20 protein-coding genes and 1 pseudogene are annotated in these 20,788 nt (G+C 70.7%); 11 read left to right on the forward strand and 10 right to left on the reverse strand.

What is annotated here, in order from left to right; all coding sequences use genetic code 11:
• Nucleotides 1–53 precede the first annotated feature (53 nt).
• Nucleotides 54–1,481, forward strand: a complete 1,428-nt coding sequence (locus ACFO0C_RS17225) for a hypothetical protein (RefSeq protein ID WP_378067647.1) — start codon at nucleotides 54–56, stop codon at nucleotides 1,479–1,481.
• Between the two features lie 86 nt (nucleotides 1,482–1,567).
• Here the strand turns inward: ACFO0C_RS17225 and ACFO0C_RS17230 are convergent, their stop codons facing one another.
• Together ACFO0C_RS17230 and ACFO0C_RS17235 are read right to left on the reverse strand one after the other, a co-directional pair.
• Entirely contained in the window at nucleotides 1,568–2,476 is a 909-nt protein-coding gene (locus tag ACFO0C_RS17230) for a hypothetical protein (RefSeq protein ID WP_378067648.1), read from the reverse strand.
• Between the two features lie 34 nt (nucleotides 2,477–2,510).
• Entirely contained in the window at nucleotides 2,511–3,614 is a 1,104-nt protein-coding gene (locus ACFO0C_RS17235) for a barstar family protein (RefSeq protein WP_378067649.1), read from the reverse strand.
• A 76-nt stretch (nucleotides 3,615–3,690) separates the two neighbouring features.
• On the opposite strand from ACFO0C_RS17235, the gene ACFO0C_RS17240 reads away from it, so the two are divergent.
• Nucleotides 3,691–4,503 (forward strand): hypothetical protein, encoded by an 813-nt coding sequence (locus ACFO0C_RS17240; protein WP_378067650.1) that lies wholly within the window; start codon nucleotides 3,691–3,693, stop codon nucleotides 4,501–4,503.
• Between the two features lie 99 nt (nucleotides 4,504–4,602).
• Nucleotides 4,603–4,794 (forward strand): annotated as a pseudogene (locus ACFO0C_RS17245) (WGR domain-containing protein); the annotation flags it as partial.
• Between the two features lie 223 nt (nucleotides 4,795–5,017).
• Here ACFO0C_RS17245 and ACFO0C_RS17250 read toward each other — a convergent pair.
• From ACFO0C_RS17250 to ACFO0C_RS17265, 4 genes are all read right to left on the reverse strand, one after another.
• Nucleotides 5,018–5,317, reverse strand: a complete 300-nt coding sequence (locus ACFO0C_RS17250) for a hypothetical protein (RefSeq protein WP_378067676.1) — start codon at nucleotides 5,315–5,317, stop codon at nucleotides 5,018–5,020.
• Between the two features lie 179 nt (nucleotides 5,318–5,496).
• A complete protein-coding gene (locus ACFO0C_RS17255; RefSeq protein ID WP_378067651.1) occupies nucleotides 5,497–6,669 on the reverse strand; it encodes a UDP-N-acetylglucosamine--N-acetylmuramyl-(pentapeptide) pyrophosphoryl-undecaprenol N-acetylglucosamine transferase in 1,173 nt (390 codons plus the stop codon).
• Nucleotides 6,670–6,713: 44 nt separating this feature from the next.
• Nucleotides 6,714–7,517, reverse strand: a complete 804-nt coding sequence (locus ACFO0C_RS17260) for an IclR family transcriptional regulator domain-containing protein (protein WP_378067652.1) — start codon at nucleotides 7,515–7,517, stop codon at nucleotides 6,714–6,716.
• Nucleotides 7,518–7,530: 13 nt separating this feature from the next.
• Entirely contained in the window at nucleotides 7,531–8,955 is a 1,425-nt protein-coding gene (locus ACFO0C_RS17265) for an amidohydrolase family protein (protein ID WP_378067653.1), read from the reverse strand.
• 176 nt (nucleotides 8,956–9,131) lie between these two features.
• Here ACFO0C_RS17265 and ACFO0C_RS17270 point away from each other — a divergent pair, with 176 nt between their 5' ends.
• From ACFO0C_RS17270 to ACFO0C_RS17290, 5 genes are read left to right on the forward strand one after another with little or no spacing between them, the layout of a single operon-like run.
• On the forward strand, nucleotides 9,132–10,268 hold the full coding sequence (locus ACFO0C_RS17270; protein ID WP_378067654.1) for a CaiB/BaiF CoA transferase family protein: 1,137 nt from the start codon (nucleotides 9,132–9,134) through the stop codon (nucleotides 10,266–10,268).
• Entirely contained in the window at nucleotides 10,253–11,020 is a 768-nt protein-coding gene (locus ACFO0C_RS17275) for a citryl-CoA lyase (RefSeq protein WP_378067655.1), read from the forward strand. The genes ACFO0C_RS17270 and ACFO0C_RS17275 overlap by 16 nt, the downstream gene beginning before the upstream one ends.
• 11 nt (nucleotides 11,021–11,031) lie before the next feature.
• Entirely contained in the window at nucleotides 11,032–11,895 is an 864-nt protein-coding gene (locus ACFO0C_RS17280; RefSeq protein ID WP_378067656.1) for a DODA-type extradiol aromatic ring-opening family dioxygenase, read from the forward strand.
• Nucleotides 11,892–12,254 (forward strand): hypothetical protein, encoded by a 363-nt coding sequence (locus ACFO0C_RS17285; protein ID WP_378067657.1) that lies wholly within the window; start codon nucleotides 11,892–11,894, stop codon nucleotides 12,252–12,254. The genes ACFO0C_RS17280 and ACFO0C_RS17285 overlap by 4 nt, the downstream gene beginning before the upstream one ends.
• Nucleotides 12,251–13,144, forward strand: a complete 894-nt coding sequence (locus ACFO0C_RS17290; RefSeq protein ID WP_378067658.1) for a quinone oxidoreductase family protein — start codon at nucleotides 12,251–12,253, stop codon at nucleotides 13,142–13,144. Before ACFO0C_RS17285 ends, ACFO0C_RS17290 begins: the two co-directional genes overlap by 4 nt.
• A gap of 24 nt (nucleotides 13,145–13,168) precedes the next feature.
• Here ACFO0C_RS17290 and ACFO0C_RS17295 read toward each other — a convergent pair whose 3' ends face one another.
• A complete protein-coding gene (locus ACFO0C_RS17295) occupies nucleotides 13,169–14,248 on the reverse strand; it encodes a hypothetical protein (protein ID WP_378067675.1) in 1,080 nt (359 codons plus the stop codon).
• A gap of 172 nt (nucleotides 14,249–14,420) precedes the next feature.
• Here ACFO0C_RS17295 and ACFO0C_RS17300 point away from each other — a divergent pair, with 172 nt between their 5' ends.
• The 3 genes from ACFO0C_RS17300 (at nucleotide 14,421) to ACFO0C_RS17310 (ending at nucleotide 18,175) form a co-directional block, all read left to right on the forward strand.
• Nucleotides 14,421–15,818 carry a family 43 glycosylhydrolase gene (locus tag ACFO0C_RS17300; RefSeq protein ID WP_378067659.1) on the forward strand — a complete coding sequence of 466 codons (1,398 nt, stop codon included), beginning with the start codon at nucleotides 14,421–14,423 and terminating at the stop codon, nucleotides 15,816–15,818.
• A 102-nt stretch (nucleotides 15,819–15,920) separates the two neighbouring features.
• Nucleotides 15,921–16,412, forward strand: a complete 492-nt coding sequence (locus ACFO0C_RS17305) for a hypothetical protein (protein WP_378067660.1) — start codon at nucleotides 15,921–15,923, stop codon at nucleotides 16,410–16,412.
• Between the two features lie 44 nt (nucleotides 16,413–16,456).
• Entirely contained in the window at nucleotides 16,457–18,175 is a 1,719-nt protein-coding gene (locus ACFO0C_RS17310) for a hypothetical protein (protein WP_378067661.1), read from the forward strand.
• Here ACFO0C_RS17310 and ACFO0C_RS17315 read toward each other — a convergent pair.
• From ACFO0C_RS17315 to ACFO0C_RS17325, 3 genes are all read right to left on the reverse strand, one after another.
• Nucleotides 18,169–19,758 (reverse strand): methyl-accepting chemotaxis protein, encoded by a 1,590-nt coding sequence (locus ACFO0C_RS17315; protein WP_378067662.1) that lies wholly within the window; start codon nucleotides 19,756–19,758, stop codon nucleotides 18,169–18,171. The genes ACFO0C_RS17310 and ACFO0C_RS17315 overlap by 7 nt on opposite strands.
• A 156-nt stretch (nucleotides 19,759–19,914) precedes the next feature.
• Entirely contained in the window at nucleotides 19,915–20,379 is a 465-nt protein-coding gene (locus tag ACFO0C_RS17320; protein ID WP_378067663.1) for a group II truncated hemoglobin, read from the reverse strand.
• Nucleotides 20,380–20,510: 131 nt separating this feature from the next.
• Nucleotides 20,511–20,788, reverse strand: a 278-nt coding sequence (locus tag ACFO0C_RS17325; RefSeq protein ID WP_378067664.1) for a non-reducing end alpha-L-arabinofuranosidase family hydrolase, incomplete at its 5' end; no start/stop codon positions are given.

Consider the following 20,788-nt stretch of genomic DNA (forward strand, 5'->3'; position numbering starts at 1 on the left):
GTGGCCGGCCCGCCATACCCGTCGTCAGGACGTCCGGATCTCAGGAGAACACGATGAAACGATTCGCGGGACGGTGGCGGGCATCCAGGACGATGCTCGCGGCGGCTGTTGCGGTGGTCAGCCTGGCCGCCTGCTCGGCGACGTCCGGGGACGCAGCCGACGACCCGGTGCCCGGTCAGCAGGTCGCGGCCGGGTCGTCGGTGCCCGCCGCCCCCGGAGCCTCCGCCGGTTCCGCGGGGTCCGCGCCCGCCGGGGCGTCCGGGCAGCCGAGCGCCCCCGCGCCCAGCACGACGGCATCCGCCTCCGCGGCGGCGGCCACCACCGCGGGTGGCTGTGCGCGCAAGGTCTCCGCCTCCCCGGTGGTCAAGGTGACGCAGGTGTCGCTGCCGTCGAAGGTGGTCGGTTACGGCGGTGAGGGTGACACCGAGAACCTGCCGATGGCGATCGCCGCCCGTCCCGACGGCGGGTCGTGGCTGGCCTGGCTCGGGACCAACGGCAAGGTGTATCTCGGCAAACTGGGGTGCGACGACAAGCTGGTCGGTACCCCCACCAGCTTCACGGGTATCGACCTGCAGGACGTGCAGGCCGACGCCAAGGGTGGAGTCATCCTCCTGACCCGTAAAGGCGACTGCGGCGGTGGTTCGCTGTGCGGCGGGGCCTCCAGCCCGTGCAACACGATGCACATGGTCCGGTTCGACCTGAACGGCAAGCTGGTCTGGGAACGGCAGGTCACGAACCTGACCGGTAGCCGGACGGGGTATGACGACGGTGCCCGGTTCATCTGGTGGTACCAGCACCACGGCCGGCTGGCGACCAACGGGTCGGACTGGGCGGCGTACTTCGGTGTGGCGATCACGGTGAAGAACGGCAACTGTGTCGACATCCACGAGGGTGACCGGATGCAGGTGGTGAGCTCCAGCGGGAAGCTGCTCTCCGGGCACAAGGACGCGTTCGAGGTCGGGTGCAGTCACGCGTGGACGTCCCGGGTGGTGTGGGATCCGCGGACGAAACGGTTCGTGGCGGTGTGCGCGACCGACAACGCGTGCCGGATCGCCCAGCCGAACCCGTACCGCACGGTCGCGGCCGGAACGTGTGACGGCACGCTGTTCGGCGGCGACCTGGTGCTGGCCAAGTCGAAGGGCTACTGGACGGCGTGGAGCCAGGGCGGCAAGGTGCGGCTGGAGAAGTTCACCACCGGCAAGTCGACGTCGACGATCAGCACCGGCGCCGGGTCGCAGCATCCGCATCTGGCGTCCTACGGGTCCGGCCGGATGCTGCTGTCGTGGCAGTCGGGTTCGCAGATCGCGGCGCAGGTGTACGACGCGGGCACCGGCAAGGCGGTCGGAAGTAAACTGACCATCGCCGTGAAGGATCACTCCTACCAGGCATTCAAGGCCTACGCCGACGGTAGCGTCGCCTACCCCGCGGCGGGCACGTCGACCTCGGCCATCAAGATCGCCCGGGTCCTGCCCCAGTCCTGACCGTCCCGGCCGGCCGCGCGACGTGAGCGCGCGGCCGGCCTTCGGGCGGCGACGGCCGGGCCGGTGGAAACACCCCGGCTGATGTCTCAATCGAGTGCGTCAGCCAATTCCAGGTATGTCGGAGCGAGACGTCGCAGCGTCCCGGCGGCGGCCTTGCCGTCACCGTTGACCAGGTCGTATTGCAGGCTGCCGACCAGCCGCGCCTGAACGGTCGCGATCGCCGCCGCCCGGCCGTGACCGATACCGGTCAGCGCGGTCGCCGCGTCGGTGAGGCGCCGCGCACCGACCCGTACCGCGAAATGGATCAGATGGTCCCGGGCCGCCGCTTCCAGCCCGTGGTCGATCTGATCGGCCAGCCTGTGCAGGCCGTCCGCACCACCGAGCGTGCCGTCCGGCACCGGCAGGTCACGGCCACGCAGCCAGGCGACCGCGCCGGGCACAGCCGCGCGCAGCGCATCCTCGCTGGTCACAGCCTCAACCCGGACAAAACCACTTCGCATGGTGTACGCCCGGCCCCGATACCCGATCGTGTCGGCCCGCCAGGCCGTCAGAAAATCTTGAACAGGCAGAGTCGCGTACGCGAACCCGTGCGGATCGTGGAACCGGACCACATCACCGTCGACCTCCAGCACGACCACGAAGTGATCCGACCGGATCGGCCCCGTCATCCCCGGGATGTGCCGCAGCAACCCGAACTCCACGGGCCCCACCAGAACCGGCCCGCCCACCGCCCGCAGCCGCCCGAGCGCCTCCTCGTGATCCTCGGCCCCGTCCCGCCGACAGGTCCACCCCAGCAGGCGGACCGCCTGGTCAAGCCCTTGATCGGGATCCCAGCCGAACGGATCGAACAGCGGCAGCCGCCCACCGAGCAGCTCGAACCCGAACGGCGACCCGGTGAGCACCTCGACGACCGACGGCGGCGGCGCGTGCTCCCCGAGCATCATGGCCAGCGAGTTGGCATAGCAGTAGGGCCCGGACCCGATGTATGGATGCATGCCGCCGAGGTTCGGCCCTCACACGGTGTGAGGGTCAATCCCGCAGGACGACGGTGACACCGAACCGTTCGAGCAGCTGGACCACCTCGTCGAAGTAGGGGAGCAATCCCTCCGGATCCTCGACGACGTCGGCCAGCGCATGCCGTGCGACTCCGGCGTCGTGCCAGATCAGGGTGAACGGGGGCACCACCCCGAACCCGCCGTTCAAGCAGTCCCGGAAGGCCTGCCACTCCCGGCCGAAGTAGCGCCCGGGCCCGAGGAGAGCCTCGGCGATCGCGCAGTGCAGGCCGGGTTTGTCGGTGACGAACCGGCCGTCGACGTGATGCTCGCCCCCGGTGCGATCCGGTTCCGCCGGCAGCCGCCAGGCCCGGGTGGTGAGCTCCATCCAATCCTTGCGGCCCTCGGTGTCGTACGCCGCCCATCCATTCACCTCGGCTGGCGGCCCCTGATACCAGAGGTCCCAGATCGGGCGGGCCCGCACCGGCGGCCGGTCGCCACCCCCGTGGTGGACGGTGATGTCCACGAGCCCGTCGCCGAGAACGGACGGCCGGGTCACCGTGACCTCGTTGCCCACGTGGTGGCTCGCCATGACGGTGCCGTGCCGATCGAGCACGAGGACCTCGACCTGATCGAGGTCGGAGATCGGCGGCAGCGGCTCAGCGAATTCACAACCAATGAGCTCCATCGGTACGGCCACCGGCTCCGGCCGCGACCGGAACAGCCCGTCGACCGTCTCGCACCGACTCCCCTCCGAGTCCAGCCCGATGAAGAATTCGAACCGGGGATCGGCAGGCAACCGCCCGCCTTCGGGGACGACCCCGGCACCGAGAACGATGTCGTACCGCGCCGGGTCGCCCGGATCGGCCCGGCCGGCGATGACGACGGCATCGTCCAGAGTCCACCACTGCACCGGCTCGTCACCGTCTGACACCTCGACACACGCGCTGCCGAGCCCCCGGCCCGCCGACTCCGGCGCGATGATCGCTTCCAGCAACCGCCCGACCGGTCGGCACCCCCGCAGGACCAGCACCTCGCGTGGCAGTGGTGCCCGATCGACGAACAACCCCTCGGCACCCACGCACCGCGCCCAGAGGCGCTCCACGTCGTCCGCGTCCTTCCGAACCAGGTGATACCCCACCGGCAGATCCCGCACCGAGCCCCCCGAATCGTCGCGCCCACGATACCGAGACCCGTCCTCGGGCGTTGGTGCCGGTGTGGAACGAGAGCTGGCGAGGAAACCGGTGGCCGCCGCCGGTGTCGTGATCCTGGGGTGTGCGGTGGCCGCTCTCCTGGCGGCGCTGTGGTCGTCGGCGCTTGTCGTGCGGGGAACCGAATTGTTCGGGTGGAACACGATCCCAGCTCTCTGGCCGCTGCTCTCCGGGGTGCTCGTGGCGTCGGTGATTCTGCTGATCAGTCCGCGGTACGCGCGTGCGGCCGGGGTGGTGACGCTGCTCTGCGCGGTGCAACTGGTGGGTGGCGGGTTCGTGGCGTCGCGGGACTGGCTCAACACCTGGGGTGCGAGCGGCTTCGACACGCAGGCGCTGGCCCTCGTGTTGCCGCTGACGATGATGCTGGTCATCGCGATGACCGTCGCCGGCTCGGTTGCCGTCGCGCTGCTCTGGCATCCGACGATGCGGTGGCGGCCGGAACGGCTCAGGTGGCTCGTCGCGGGGGTGCTGATAGCCGTCCTGCTGCCGGCCGTACTGATCCCACTCGCCGGGACCGAACTGACGATCATCGGTCAGGTCGCCCTGACCTGGTCACTGCCGTGGGGCTTCGGGATCGCCGTCGGCGGCTGGCTGGAGAAGCCCCTACGGAAGATCGCCGCGGCGACCGTGGCGGCCAGCGTGATCCTGACCCCGGCCATACTGGTCACCTGGGCCGTGTCCTGGGCGACGCTGCACCTGGTGGACACCGTCGGCCGGGACGCTCTGATGATCGGCGCGGTGGCGGTGCTGTCGGCCTGGGCGGCTGTCGCCAACCTGCTGCGGCACCGCGACCGCCGCAGGCAACGCCTCCTCAGCTGACCCGAGGCCACTCGGTGATGGCGTTGCTGCCGTACTCTGCCGCGACCCGCCGGGGTTCGGCCACTTTGATACGGTCGCCGCAGGCGGAGGGGCTGACGAATGCGGCGATTCGAGCGTCTGAACAGTGGTGCTCGGGAAGTCTGGCAGATCCGGCAAGCAGGCATCCGCTGCTTCATCAGTTGGGGCCGCGAGGGCACCCGCCGGGGTGGGGCGACGACGGTCACGCTCAACGATGAGAGCCATGCTCGCGCGCACTACGAGCGGAAGATCAAGGCGCAGGTGCGCAAGGGATTCCACGAGGTGGAGCCGTTGCCGGACCCGGACGCGCTGGTGGCACCGACGCTACGGAATGGCGTCGACTGGCCGGACTGTCGACCGGTTCGCGCTTTCGATGGAGTGCTCTGTCAGGCGATGGTCTTCAAGGCATCGCCGGGCCGGGGTTTCTGTGGGCTGACCCACGCTGCGGCCCGGGTCCGGCTCCACCTGCGGGGATTTCAGAGGCGGGCGGGCACGGTCACTCGACGAACGATCGCCGTTCGTCCGGCGCGACGCACGCGCGGTCAGGCGAGCGGAGCCGGGGCGGGGCCAGGGGGAGCCGGACGTGCTGGCCCCGCAACCACTCGTCGACGGTGTGCCGGCGATCGGTGAGCACGGCCCATCTGACCAACGACGCGTCCCGGCCCTGCAGCAGCCGCTCGGTGAACTCCTCGAGCGTCTCGGCGGGACCCTGCCGCAACGTCTCGACCAGCCGGACGACCGCACGCGGGATCCCGGCGCGGAAGAGGTCGAGGGCGGTGACCCGGCGCGTCGGCACCGCATGAAGCCAGGCCGCCTGCACCGCCACGCCACCGCAACCGGTGGCCGCGACGTGCCGGGCGACCCGGTCCAGATGGTCGGTGAAGAGCCCGTCACCGTCGACGATCTGACCCCGGTGTGCCCGGGTCGCGATCCGGCGTGCCTTGGCCAGTCCCGTCAGGACATTGCACTACGCCGTCACAAGCCGGCGGCCGCCGCGGTGAGGATCTCGGTCACCACCTGGTCGGCGGCGGCCGGCTTGCCGTGGGTGGCGGCGTTGCGGGCCAGTGCGGCCCGCCGCTGCGGGTCGGCGAGCAGCGCCGACAACGTGGTGAAGAGGTGCTCCGGCGTGGCCTCGGCGCCGTCGAGCATGACCGCCGCGTCCTGCCGGGACAGGTGACGGGCGGTGATGCGCTGCTCGTCACCGGCCGCGTGCGGATAGGGGACCAGGACACACGCCTTGCCGAGGGCGGTCAGCTCGGCGACCGTACCGGCGCCGCTGCGGGCGACCACGACGGCGGCCGCCGCAAGCAGGTCGGGCAGCTCGTCGTGGATGAAGTCGAGGACGTGGTAGCGGTGCGCCAGGTGCGGCGGCAGACCCGCGGCGACCTGCTGCATCTCAGTCAGGCTCAGGCTGCCGCACTGGTGCACGATCTGGCAGTGCGGCAGCAGGCCGGGCAGAGCGCCGGTGAGCATCCGGTTGATCTGCTGGGCGCCGGCCGCGCCACCGGTCACCAGCACGAGGGGTACGGCCGGGTCGAGCCCGAACGCGGCCAGCCCCTTCGCCGCGTCACCGGCCAGCACGGCCGGCCGGATCGGGTTGCCGGTGACGACCGCGCGGCTGCGGGCCTTGGCCGGCAGATGTTCGAGGCTGGCCTCGTGGCTGAGCAGGATGCGGGTGGCGACCCGGGCCAGGATGCGGTTGGCCAGCCCCAGACTGAGCGTCTGCTCGTGCATCAGATAGGGCACCCGGAACAGGGCGGCGGCCAGCCCGATCGGCACCGACACGAAACCGCCGGTGCTGAGGACGACGGCCGGCCGGGTCCGTGCCACGGTGTAGGCGGCCTGCGCGATGCCGAGCGGGATGCGGAACGCGTCGACGAGGTTGCGGCCCAGATCGCGGGGGCTGACCGAGCGGCGGAGCTTGCCGGTGGTGACCGCCTTGAACGGGATGTCGTTACGCACCGCGATCTTGGCTTCCAGGCCCTCGGCGACACCGACCCACAGCAGCTCGGGGGCCGCGCCGGTCTGGGCGAGCCGGTCCTGCAGAGCGTTCACCGTGGTCAGGGCGGGGTAGGTGTGGCCGCCGGTGCCGCCACCGGTGACGATCATGCGCAGTCCGCGCAGACGCTGGGTGCCGTAGACGGACATGTGCAGCAACTCCGAAAGTACCGATACCGACAGGACGCCGCAGTCTACGCCGTCACCGACGGGATGGAAGCCGTCAGTGCCCAGTCGTGCCCGATGTCGGCCGCCGTCCGCAGCAGTTTCGGCAGATGCTCGTCGAGCAGCGTCTCCACCGACGTCTCGGCCGCGTGAACCGTCACATTGACGGCCGCGATCACCGTGCCGTGGCCGTCGCGGACGCCGGTGGCCACCGATCGGATGCCGGGCGCCAGATCCTGGTCGGCCAGCGCCCAGCCCTTGGCGCGGACCTCCCGCAACGAGGCCTCCAGCTCGGCCTCGGCGGGCTGCCAGCGCGCGGCGATCCCGGACCGCGACGCCTCGGCGAGGACGCCCGGCACGGCCGCCGGCGGCAGGGCCGCCAGCAGGACCTTGCCCATCGATGTGGCGGCCGCGGGGAAGCGGGTGCCGATGTTCACCGCCAAAGTCACGATCTTCGGTACGGCCACCCGCGCCACATACACGATGTCGGACCCGTCGAGCTGCGCCATCGACGTCGACTCGTTGGTCTGCGCGACCAGTTTCTCCATGTGCGGCCGGGCCACGTCCCACATGCTCAGCGAGTTGACGTAGGCCATCCCGAGGTCGAGCACCCTGGGGGTGAGCGCGTAGCCACGGCCGGCTCCCCGCACGTACCCCAGGGTTTCGAGGGTGATCAGGATCCTCCGGACCGTCGGGCGGGCCAGACCGGTCACGCCGGCGATCTCGCTGAGTGTCATCGACGGGACGCCGGGCCGGAAGGTGCGCAGGACGTCGAGGCCGCGGGCGAGCGCCTCGATGAAGTCGGGACCCGTGCCCCTTCCGGTGTCAGTCATTCCCGGAATGCTTTCATTCCGGTGAACCGGCGGTGTAGTCGGTGTACTGGTACGGGTTGTCGAAGAGCTCGGCCTGCGGCAGGTCCGGGTTCTGGCCGTTGCGCCACGCCTCCTCGCCGAGGGTCTCGCGCAGGTGGTCGACGGTGGCGCCGACCTCGGCGCGGGCGGCCGCGAGGTCCATGCCGACCAGCTTGCCGTCGCGTTTGACGACCCGGCCACCGACCACGACGGTGTGCACGTCGCCGCGCTGGGCCTGGAACGCGACGTGGCCGTAGGGGTGCAGGATCGGGAACATCGCCGGTGACGCTTCGTTCTTGATCAGCACGATGTCGGCCTGCCGGCCGGGGGTGAGCGCGCCGAGTTTCGAGTCGAGGCCGAGGGCCTTGGCGCCGCCGCGGGTGGCCCAGTCGACGACCTGTTCGGCCCGCAGGTGGTGGTGGGTGACGGTCTCCTGCTTGGCGTGGGCTTCGAGGTGCTCGCGGGAGCGGTCGGCGCTGAGGGTGGTGCGCATGGCGCTGAACAGGTCGCCACTCCACCAGACGCTGGTGTCCATCGACAGTGACACCGGTACGCCGTAGCGGCGCAGTGCCCAGGTGGGCGGGTAGCCCTGGCCGGCGCTCTGCTCGCTCTCGGTGGACACGCTGACCGATCCGCCGGTGGCGGCGATCCGGTGGTAGGAGTCGGCGCCGAGGGTGGCCGCGTGGACGTACACGGTGCCGGGGGTCATGAAGCCGTTCTCGTACATCAGGCGGATGCCGTCGTCGTTGGTCGCGCCCCACACGCCGGCGTGGGTGGTGACCGGAACGCCGAGCTCACGGGCCACCTCGAAGGCGGCCTTCTCGGGGAACGACGGGTCGCCGGTGACGTCGAAGGCCAGCTGGAAGCCTTCGAGCCGGCCGCCGTCGATGCGGCGGCGGTGGAAGTCGCGGAAGCCGTCGGAGGCCGACCACTCCCACGGGCCCTGCTGGATGTTGCCGTAGGCGAGGACGAATCGTCCCGGCACGGCTTCGAGGGCGTCGACCGCGGCGTCGGCGTGCTGCGGGGTCTGCAGGCCGTGTGACCAGTCGACGGTGGTGGTGACGCCGGCGTCGAGGGCCTCGATGGCGCCGAGCAGGTTGCCGGCGTGGATGTCCTCGGGCCGGAAGTGTCTCCCGGACTCCAGGTAGTACCAGACGAAGTACTGGGTGAGGGTCCAGTCGGCGCCGTAGCCGCGCATGGCGGTCTGCCACATGTGGCGGTGCGTGTCGACCATGCCGGGCATGACGATGCCGCCGGAGGCGTCGATCTCCTCGGCGTCGTCGGGGGCGGGCAGGTGGTGGCCGATGGCGGCGATCCGGCCGTCGATGGCGAGCACATCGGCGCCGGGCAGCACCGTGTGGGTGTCGTCCATGGTCAGGACCAGTCCGTTACGGAAGATCACCGGTCGTGCGACGCTCATCTGCGCTCCTTTCGGACTGCTGTCCGCATGGCGGTCAGCGTGGTCAGGCCAGCGTGTTCCGGGTCACTTGCGATGTCAAGGTTTTGTTTCGACGCGATGACCACGTCGTTGACAGGACGCTCGGTAGCGAGGACTCTGTTCGAGCGGACAAGTGTCCGTAGAACGGGCGGTAACTGATGTCTCAGCAACCCAAGGGCCCGCTGGACGGCCTGCTCGTCGCCGACTTCTCCCGGATCCTGGCCGGGCCGTACGCGACGATGCTCCTGGCCGACCTCGGCGCCGAGGTGATCAAGGTGGAGGGGCCGGGCGGCGACGACACCCGCACCTGGATGCCACCGGTCCGCGACGGCGTCTCCACCTACTACCTGGGCATCAACCGCAACAAGCGGTCCATCGCGCTGGACCTCAAGGACCCCGGCGACCGGGCCGCCGCCCAGGAACTGGCCCGCCGTGCGGACGTGCTGATCGAGAACATGCGGCCCGGCGGCCTGGCCCGGTTCGGTCTCGACTACGACACCGTCGCCGCGGCCAACGAGCGGATCGTCTACGCCAGCATCAGCGGGTTCGGGCCCGGGGCCGGCGCGTCGATGCCCGGTTACGACCTGATGGTGCAGGCGATCTCCGGGCTGATGAGCCTCACCGGGGATCCGGACGGCTCGCCCTACCGCGCCGGCATCTCGGTCTTCGACGTGATGGCCGGTCTGCACGCGAGCATCGGCATCCTCGCGGCGCTGCACCGCCGGGCTGATACCGGGCAGGGCCAGCACGTCGAGGTCAACCTGCTCAGCTCGGCGCTGTCCGGCCTGGTCAACCACTCCAGCGGGTACGTCGCCGGCGGCACCGTGCCCTACCGGATGGGCAACGCGCACCCGAGCCTCTTTCCCTACGAGCCGCTGCCCGTGAAGGACGGCGAGCTGATCGTCATCGCCGGCAACGACGGGCAGTTCCGCAAGCTGTGCCAGGTCCTCGGACTCGACGGCCTGCCGGAGGATCCACGATTCGGTCGCAACCAGGACCGTACGGCCAATCGGGAAGAATTGCGGCCGATCCTCGTCGAACGCCTCCTGACGAGGACCCGCGACGAGTGGTTCCGCGACCTGATGGCCGCCGGCGTGCCGTGCGCGCCGATCAACACCATCGACGGCGGCGTCGCCCTGGCCGAGGAGCTCGGCCTGAATCCGGTGGTCACCGTCGGCGGTGTGCCCGGCGTCCGCAACCCCATCACGTTTTCCCAGACCCCCGCGCGGTACGAGCTACCGCCGCCCGGACTGGACGAGCACGGCGAGGAGATCCGTCGATGGCTGACGAACTGAGGTTCCCCACCGGACTCGGGACCTCCGACGCCGACAGCATCTCGCTGCTCGGGCAGGATCTCGCGGCCGACCTGATGGGGAGGGTCGGGTTCGGGGAGCTCGCGTTCTGGCTGGTCGCCGGGCGGCGGCCGAGCGCCGGGGAGGTGCGGCTGTTCGAGGCGGTGCTCGTCGCGCTCGCCGATCACGGGTTCACCCCGACCGCCATCGCGGCGCGTCTCACGTACCTCTCCGCGCCCGATTCCCTGCAGGGCGCCCTCGCGGCCGGACTGCTCGGTGGTGGCTCGCGATTCCTCGGCGTGACCGAGGACTGCGGGAAGTTCCTGGCCGCGACGCTCGCCGCCGCATCGGGGGACGACTTCGACACGATCGCGCTGGAGGCCGTGCGCAGCGCCAAGGCGGAGAAACGGTTCGTGCCGGGGCTCGGGCATCCGGTGCACAAGGAAGGCGACCCGCGCACGCCGGTCCTCATCCGGATCGCCACCGAGGAAGGGCTCTACGGGCCTCACCTGCGGCTCTTCGAAGCCATCGGACGCGTACACCCGCAGGTCCTGAACCGGACGCTGCCGCTCAACGGCGCGGGAGTGTGCGGTGCCGCGCTCGCCGATCTGGGGTTGCCCGTCGAGATGTTGCGCGGATTCGCGCTGCTGGCCCGCGCCGCGGGTCTTCTCGGGCAGATCGCTGAGGAGCGGCGGCGCCCGATCGCCAACCAGATTTACCTGACCGTCGACCGTAATGCCGTCTACGAGGCATAGGGAGGATCTTCATGGCCAGCATCGTCGCGGTCATCGCCTCGACGCATCACCCCTTCTACTACCGGGCCAGCACCTCGACCGGGGAGGACCGGCCGCCGTTCGCCGACGAGTGGACCCGCAAGATCCTCGCCTTCCGGGAGACGCTGACCCGCGCCAACCCGGACGTCCTGGTCATGGTCGGCTCTGATCATTTTCACCAGTTGTGGCTGGACAACATGCCGCAGTTCCTGGTCGGAAAAGCACCCGTGTACGACGCGAACTGGTACAACGAGGAACGCGAGTTCGGCCTGCCGCGGATGACGCTCCAGGGGCAGGAGGACCTGTCGTCGCACATCCTGCGGGCCGGGCTGGACGAGGGATTCGACCTCGCGTTCAGCAACGAGCTGCGCATCGACCACAGCATCACCTGCCCGATCATCACGCTGCGGCCCGAGGCGGACCTGCCGATCGTGCCGATCTACACGAACATCTTCGCGCCGCCGCTGCCCCGGCCGACCCGGTTCGTGCAACTCGGCCAGGCGCTCCGGACCATGATCGAGCAGTGGCCGTCGCACCTGCGGGTCGCGGTGATCGGAACCGGTCATCTGTCGCTCGAACTCGGTGGGCCGCGGCAGTTCGGGCCGCACGGGCCGGACCCGGCGTTCGACGAGAAGGCGGTCGGCTGGATCGCCAACGGTGACCTCGACGGGTGCCTGCGGGAGGTGACCCTGGACAGCCTGCACGCGCCGGGGAACGCCACCCACGGCTTCATGGACTTCATGCTGATGATGGGTGTCGCCGGAGCCGGTGTGAAAGCCGACTACGTCGACACGTTCGACCTGTTCCACACGATGGAGGCCTACTTCACCTGGTACCCCGGGGGTGCGCCGGCATGAGCAAGTACCTGCTGAACAAGTTCCTCTTCACCGTCGACCGTGACCCGGAACTCGTCGAACGCTACCGGGCGGACCCGCGTGAGCTGGTCACCTGGTGGGAGTCGACGATGGCGAACTCGCTGCTCAACTGCCACGGTGACGAGGCCAGCACGTGGCTGGCGTTCACGGCGGAGGAGCGGGAGGCGCTGATCGGGCACGACCACGTGAAGCTCTTCGAGATGGGCGCCCACCCGTTCCTGACGTTGACGCTGTTCATCGCCCTGTTCGAACGGGACAACACCGAACCCCTCGAATACCAGAAGGCGTACGGGGCGGCGCTGGCCGGGTTCTCGCTGCCGTACCCGGACATCGCGACATGATCTCCGCCGCCGTTCTGCGGGAATGCGGGCGGCCGCCCGTCCTCGAACAACGGCCCGCCCCGCTTCCCGCCGACGGGTCCGTGCTGGTCGACGTCGTGGCCGCGCCGATCACGCCGCTCGACCTGCTGTGTGCGTCGGGGACCAGCTACTTCGGAGCGCCGGCGACACCCTACGTACCCGGTGTGCAGGGGGTCGGCCATCTCGGCGACGGTACGCCCGTGTGGTTCGCCACCTCGGCCGGGATGCGGCCGGGCGACGGGAGCATGGCCTCGGTCGTGGCGGTCGCCTCCGGTGACGTCGTCCCGCTGCCCCCGGACGCTCCGCCGGTGCTGGTCGCGGCTCTCGGGCTGTCGGCGGTGGCCGCGCTCGGCGCCCTGGAGGCCGGGGGCGGACCCGCGGGCAGGGACGTGATGGTGCTCGGAGCCGGAGGCGTGGTCGGGCAGGCGACGATTCAGCTGGCACTGCTCGGCGGGGCACGACGGGTGATCGCCGTGGCCCGGTCCGAGGCGGCGTTGCGGCGTGCCGAGAGTCTCGGCGCGACGGCGGTGACGAGCACGGACCGCGCGGACCTCGTCGTCGATCCGGTGTTCGGTGAGCCTGCCGCGGCCGCGCTGCGTGTCCTGCGGCCGGGCGGGACCCTGGTCAACCTCGGCTCGTCTGCCGGGCCGACAGCGCCGATCGACTCGGCGACGCTGCGCGGCGGCTCGTTGCGGATCGTCGGGTACACCAACAACGCCCTGTCGCCGGCACAGCGGGCCACCATGATCGGCGAGGTTGCCGCCCACGCCGCCGCCGGTCGGCTCACCGTCACCTACGAGACGCTGCCGCTGGCCGAGGTGGCCGACGCCTGGGCCGCGGCGAGCACCGCCCGGAAGGTGCTGACCTGCTGAGATCAGGGCCGGCGAACCTGCCTTTCAGAGGGCGTCGATGCGGCGTTGTTCGGCGGCGGCCAGTTCGGCGTAGTGGGCGGCGCGGGCCGGGTCGCCCACGTTGGTGGCCGCGGCGGTGGCGGCTTGCAGGATCACCAGGGGCAGGTCGGGGAAGTCCGGGGCGTTCCGCTCCGCCTCGACGAAGGCGTCCGCCGACACCGGGGGACCGGCGGCCGCGGCCAGGGCGAAGAGTTCCTCGATGTAGTTGCGGCCGAGGCCCACCTCGGTCCAGTCGTCGACGTCGCGCAGCGCGTGCCGGCACTCGATCAGGGCCGTCCAGGCCGCCAGGTGGTCGCCCGACTGCCGTTCCAAGGCGGCCAGGTCCTGCCAGGCCGACGCGCGGTCCCAGGCGGACTCGGCGAAGGCCAGGCGTTCCCGCTGGACGGCGGCCGCCTCGGCGAACGCACCCAGGCCGGTGAGCCGGTAACGGAGCTCGGACAGGGTGTCGCGGTCCCTCGGCCGATCTGCTGCCCACTCGTCCAGCAGGCTGCGGGCCAGCCGCAGATCACCGGTCATCTCGGCGCGGTCGACCCAGGTCAGCGGGTCCTCGTCGGACGGGTCCGCGGGGAAGAACGACCGTTTGCCGGCGGCCCAATCAGGGAGGTCGTCGTCTGACACCGTGGACAGTTCCAGAACCTCATCCCGGAAAGGGTGAGTGCTGGACCGTACCAGATCGAGGGTTTTGTCGGTGCCGGCGGCAAAGAGGTACTCGCGGTCGTAGCCGCACCACGTGTCGAAGTTCGCGCGTTTGATCGTGAATTGCAGCCATACATCCTCGGGCTGCCGGTATTCGGCGAGGAGGAAACCGGCCAGCTCGGTGGTCTCGGTCAAGCCTTGGAAGGGCGCCTTGCGACGGCAGACGGCTTCCTGCTCGGCCAGCCACCGGACCAGCGCGAGATCCTCCGGCCGCCGGTCGTACTGCAGCGCCCACAGCACCGTCGCGCGGCGGGTCGCGTTGCGGTCGCAGTCGTAGCCGTCGGCACCCGTCGTCTGCTCGTAACGCAACTCCCGCCACGCCTCCGGCGACTCCCGCATCCGTCCCAGCTCGTGCCGTGCGTTCTCCATCACCCGCCCAAGATCCCACCCCGGGCCGCGCCCTGTCACACCGGTTGTCGGTCTTGTTATCGATCACAGCATGGCCGGCGAACGCCTGTGATCGAACATGTTCGAATCGTTGACTCCGATTCTGTGATCGTTAACGTCCTCGGTGTCGGCTCCCAGCCCAGGAGGAACGCCTATGTCCACCCGCTCCGTGCTCACCGCCTCCCTACTGATGACGGGATTCGTCGTGGTGCTCTCGGGAACCCCCGCGCAGGCCGCCACGCTGGCCACCGGCGCCCGGTCGCTGGAGTCGGTCAACTACCCCGGCCGGTACGTGCGCCATCTCGACAGCCTCGGCCGGATCGACCCGGTCACCACGAGCAGCACCGCGCAGGTCAAGCTCGATGCCACCTTCGCCGTGGTCAACGGGCTGGCCTCGCCGTCGTGCTACTCGTTCCAGGCGAAGAACGGGCAGTTCCTGCGGCACCGCGACTACCGCCTGCGGCTGGACACCAACACCGGCGACGCGACGTTCCGCGGGGACGCCACCTTCTGCGCCGTCGACGGATCGGTCAGCGGATCCGTCGCGCTCGTCTCGTACAACTATCCGGACCGGCGGGTCCGGCACCGCGACTTCGCGCTCTACCTCGACACCTACCAGGACACCGCGGCATTCCGGGCGGACAGTTCGTTCCGCCTCGCCACGCCGTGGGCGCCGAGGACGGCGGCGAACCCGGTGCTGCCCGGCCTGTTCGCCGACCCGCAGATCGTCAACTTCAACGGGCGCTACTACCTCTATCCGACCACCGACGGGTACGCCGGCTGGGGCGGCACCTACTACAAGGCGTTCTCCTCCACCGACCTGGTGAACTGGACGGACCACGGTGTGATCCTCGACCACGGTCCGGACGTGTCGTGGGCCGACAACTCGGCGTGGGCGCCCGGTGTCGCCACCCGCAACGGCAAGTACTACCTGTACTTCTCCGGTGGTCTGGCCAGCGGCAACACGGCCAAGCAGCTCGGTGTGGCGGTGGCCGACTCGCCGACCGGACCGTTCAAGGACGCGCTGGGCCGGCCGCTGGTGACGAGTGGCCAGTTCTCCGGCGGGCAGGCCATCGACCCGGCGGTGTTCACCGACACCGACGGGCAGTCCTACCTGTACTGGGGGCAGGGCGTGTGCCGGGCGGTGCGGCTCAACACCGACATGACATCGTTCGACACCACCCAGGTACGCACGATCACGCCGACCGGCTACAACGAGGCGCCGTTCGTGATCAAACGCAACGGCGTCTACTACCTGATGTGGTCGGAGAACGACACGCGCAGTGAGGACTACCGGGTCGCCTACGCCACCGGCACCTCGCCCCTGGGCCCGTGGACGAACCGTGGCGTGATCCTGCAGAAGCGCCTCGACCTGGGCATCAAGGGCACCGGTCACCACTCGGTGGTCCAGGTCCCCGGCACCGACACCTGGTACATCGCCTACCACCGGTTCGCCGTCCCGGCCGGTGACGGCACCAACCGGGAGACCGCCATCGACCGTCTCGAATTCAACACCGACGGCACGATCCGCCCCGTCACCCCGACGTTGTGACCCTCCGGGCGACCACCTTCATCGGCTGGACCGGCCGCACGGCCGGTCCAGCCGGGCGGAAACCGGGTCGACCTCCGCGCGCCCGTACGTGATCATTGGCCGATGCCGGTCGAATCGGAAGCGCGCAAGCTGACGGATCTCGCTGCCCTCTGGAGCATCGGCGAGGCCGGTGCCGGTGAGGTCGTCGACGCGGCCTGCGCGGCGCTGGTCGGCGGGCTCGACAGCCCGGGCCTGCGGATGCTCGCCGCCCGCACCCGGGCCGAGGCCGACGACGACGTGCCCGCCCTGCTTCCGGTGGCGCTCGCCGAGCTGGGACTGCCGTTCCACCCGTTCGGCGCCGACAGCGGCCGGGAGGCGGTCGCGCGGGCACTGGCCGGGCGCTCGCTGGCGGGTGAGCTGACGCCACGCGAGCTGGCGCGCCGGGTCCATCAGCTCTTCGGCCACGGGTTGCCGCTGGTCGAGCGCCTCGCGGACCTCGACGACCAGTACGACGTCATCGAGTACGGCGACCGGACGCCGGCGCAGATCGACGCCGACGTCGTCGCGGAGGCGCGGCGCATATGCGGTTCGCCTCCGGCACCCGTCGTCGGTTAGGGTCGGCGCATGACTCAGCGGAAAGGCGCCGTGCGCCTCAGCAAGTGACCGGCCCGCGGCCCACCGGATGGGCATGGCTGGAGCGCGGTCTGACGACGGGGGACGTTCTCGTTCCCGGCAGTGACGCGCATGATCATCTCTATCACTTCGTCGACGCCGATCGCGACGGGCCGGCGACCCGCCGGCTGTTGACCTACACCGGCGACGCACGTCCGGCGGTGCGGCGGACACTCTTCGCACTGCTCGACTCCCTCGGCTTCCGGCACCGGGACTGGCCGCTGCTGGCCGACGCCGCGGAATCGGCCCTGACCGACCCGGATCCGTGGGTGCGGCAGACCGCGGCGAGTCTTCTGGGCAGGACCGCCGCACCCGGCCGGGTCCTTGCCGCACTGGACGCCGCGACGGACCCGGACACCCGGATCGCCCTCGCCGATGCGCTGAACCGCCATGTTCCCGCGCGGCTGCGCTCCGACCCCGTCCCCGCGGTCCGGGTGCTGGCCACTCTCGCGGCCTACCCGAGCGACGACCCGGGCGCCTGGCCGGCCCTCGATGCCGAGGTCCGTGCCGACCTCGACGCTTGCGCCGGTGTCCTGGACGCCGGTGGGCGGATCACGGCGGGGGAGCGCTGGGCCTGGGCGATGGTCAGCCTCGACCGGGAGGAGGACTGTCACGCCTGGGCGCAACGGCTCGCCGATCCCGCGGAGAATCCGACGATCAATGCCGAGGGGGTACGGCTGGCCCGGCGCGCGATGCGGATCTGGCGAGCCGCGCCGGCCCGTCTGACGCCGGTGCTCGTCGGACTGCTCGACCGGGACGACGCCCGCCGGACGCTGACCGCCTCACGGACCGCGACCCGGCTTGCCGCCGACGACCTGGTGCCCCTGCTCGACGACCCGGCCGTCGCCACCGCCCTCGGCAGTGTCGGCGACCGGCGGGCCGTACCGCGGCTGGTCGATCTGATGCTCGCCGGCAGTGACGAGCCCCGCCTCGGTGAGGCGTTGCGCGCTCTCGCCCGCGCGGGGGCCGACCCGGAGGCGCCGGTCGCCGCGGCCCGGCAGATCCTGTCCGGTCGTGCGGGCTCCGGGTCGCCGACCCTGGCGTTGCGGGTACTGTCCGCGTTCGGCCCGGCCGCCGCCCCGGCTCTGCCGGAGCTGGTCGCGCGCATCGAGGGCGCCGAGAACGATACGCCCGACCACGAGATCCTCGTCCTCGGCCGGATCGGCCGGGCAGCCGAGGCAGCGGTCCCGTCGATCCGTGGCTTCACCAGCCAGTGTGCGACGTCCGCCCTGCTCCGGATCACCGGGGACCGTTCGGTGGCCGAGGATCATCTCGCCGGGCGGCCGGAGGAGTTGCGACACGGGCGGCTCGCGGCGGAGCTGCTGACCTGGCTGGCCGGGCACGGCGGCCTCACGGTCCGCCAGCACCGCCAGGCCCGGAGCCTGTTCCGGGTCCGGGGTTTCGGACAGGCCGAAGTGGCTGGAGCGATATGGCTCCACGAGGGACCGGCCGCGGCCGCACAACTGGTGGCGGAACTGCCGCAATACCTGACCTGCGGTGTACGCGGACCCGCCGCGCTGCGTGCCCTGATCATGATGGGTGCCCACGCCCGGCCGGTGCTCGGGGACCTGGACCGGTTCGCGACGGGCCGGCGCCGATCCGTCTACTACTCGGGCAGCGACGAGGACGTCGAGATGCGAGTCGACGAGACGATGGTCGGCGAGGTGATCGCGGCGCGCGAGCGGATCGCCGGAGCCGGTCAGTAGCGGAAGCTGCCGACCAGCACGTTCAGCTCGCTGGACATGCGGGCCAGCTCGTCGGTGGCCTGGCGGGTGTCACCGACGCCCTGGCTGGTGTTCTGGGCGGCGGTGGCGACCAGGGTGATGTTCTGGGCGATCTCACCGGTGCCGGCCGCGGCCTCGGCGACGCTGCGGTTCATCTCGGCGGTCGTCGCGGTCTGTTCCTCCACCGCCGACGCGATGGTGGTCTGGAAGTCGCTGATCCGGGCGATGACCTGGGAGACCTCCTCGATCGCGAGGACCGCGCCGGTGGTGTCGGCCTGGATCGTCTCGATGCGGCGGGAGATGTCCTCGGTGGCCCGGGCGGTCTCCTGGGCGAGGTCCTTGACCTCGGAGGCGACGACGGCGAACCCCTTGCCGGCGTCGCCGGCCCGGGCCGCCTCGATGGTGGCGTTCAGGGCCAGCAGGTTGGTCTGCTCCGCGATCATCGTGATCACCTTGATGACGTTGCCGATCTCCGCCGACGACTCACCGAGTTTGCTCATCGTCGCCGACGTGGTGGTGGTGATGTCGACGGCCTCGGACGCGACGCGGGCGGCCTCGGCGGCGTTCTGCGAGATCTCGCGGATCGACGCGCCCATCTCCTCGCTGCCGGCCGAGACCGTCTCGACACTGCGGGAGACCTCCTCGGCCGCCGCCGACACGGTCATCGCCTGCGTCGACGCCTGCTCGGCGGAACCGGCGATCTGCAGGGCGGTGCTGGACATCTGCTCCGCGGCACTGGCCAGCGCCGTCGCCGACCCGTCGATGGTCTGCACGGTACGGCGCAGGTTCTCCACCGCGCGGTCGAGGGCCTGCGCCATCTGGCCGGGTTCGTCAGCCGAGGTCACGCCACTGGTACGGGTCAGGTCGCCCTCGGCCAGCGCCTCGCAGACGACCTTGACCCTGGTGAGCGACCGCACGATCCGGCGGGCCACCATGACGCCGAGGGTCAGTGCCAGGACCGCCCCCACGATGATCATGATGATGGAGGCGCGTCGCCCGTTGTCGTAGCCGGCGTGGGCCGCGTCGCCGTTGCGTGCGGCGTCGGCGGTCTCCGAGGCGTCCAGCTCGACCAGGTAGCCGTCGACCGACTCCATGATCGGGGTGACCTTCTCGTCGCGGATCCTGGCCCAGCCGGCGAAGTCGTTGCGTCCGCCGGCCGGCAGCAGCTCGTTCTTGGCGACGGTCGCATACGAGTCCCAGGCGGCCTGGACGGCGTCGATCGTCGTCGGCGACGCCGCGGGATTGCTCGCCCGGTAGGCGGCCATCGCCTCGGTGAACTCCTCGCCCCGCGTGTCGAACTCGCTCGCGTAGGCGTTCATCTCCGCCGGGGTCTGCGCGATCGCCTGGTTCGCGGCCGACAGCCGGGCCCGGTAGAAGGCGGTCTTGAGCTCGCCGACCGCCTTGATGCTGGCCACGTTGCTGCTCACGATCAATTCGGCCGCCTGGCTGCTGTTGCGTAGCTCCATCAGCCCGAACACACCCACGACGACCGCCACGACCACGGCCGCGACCACCGCCGTGACGATCTTGATGCTGACGCTCAGGTCATCGAATGATGCCGCCACGACCAGGGCCCCTCACGCACGTGGAGTACAGAGCTCGAACCCTCACTATCGCGCCCCGCGCCGGAACGTGAGGGGCGTTCGCGCAATCCGTGGGCCGGGGGCGCCGAGCGGACTGCTCGCCCCCGGCCCGGTCGCCGACCACCCGGCGTTGCTCGATCAGCCCTGATAGGGCGGCGCGACACCCCAGCCCCAGTGCGGCACCGGAGCCTCACGCGGCGGAGTCGCCCCGGGCTGCGAGTTGGAGAGCGCCAGCCGGGTGCCCCACTCGATGTAGCCCATGAAAGCGGCCCGGAACTCCGGATCGTCGGGCAGCCCGACGTCGTCGGCGGCGTCGACGAGCAGATCGACCCAGCGGCGCCGCTGCCTCTCGGTGATCGACTTGCCGAGGTGTTGGCCCAGCATCGCCGGATAGCCACCGCGCTCGGCGGTGTAGCGGGCCGGGCCACCGAACACCTCGCCCAGCCACATCGCGACATGCGCGGGATGACCCGGATCCATGTGCGCGAACAGCGGCCCGACCACCTCGTCGGCGGTGACCAGTTGATAGAAGCGTTCGGTGAGCCGCTCCAGCGCCTCGGCGCCGCCGGCCCACTCGTACATCGTGGGTACTTCGGCCGTCATGCCGTCCACCTTAGACGATGCAACGCTGTAAGCATGTAATCACCGCGCCGTCTCCGGCCGATCCTGACCGGCTGACACCGAGAACGGTGGCTGGTGGGTCAGGATTCGGCCGGAGCGGCTCCCCGTGCGGATCAGCGCTGGAGAGTCAGCACGGCCGGGCGGTACGGCAGAAGTCCGTAGTCGCCGCCCGAGCTCGGGGATCGTCCCTGGTAGAGCATCCGCAGGTTGCACGGGTCGATGGTCATGGTCTGATCCGCACTGCTGCGGATCAACTCGCCGTGGCTGATGTCGTTGGTCCAGGTGACACCGGTGTTGGCCTTGCCGGCGAAGGGGTTGCTCTCGGTGGCGGCCTGGGGGGTCCAGGTGCCGCCGAGGCTGGAGGCGGTGAAGGAGCGGAAGTAGCGGCCGT

Source organism: Actinoplanes subglobosus, assembly GCF_042650585.1.
Classification (GTDB): Bacteria; Actinomycetota; Actinomycetes; order Mycobacteriales; family Micromonosporaceae; genus Actinoplanes; species Actinoplanes subglobosus.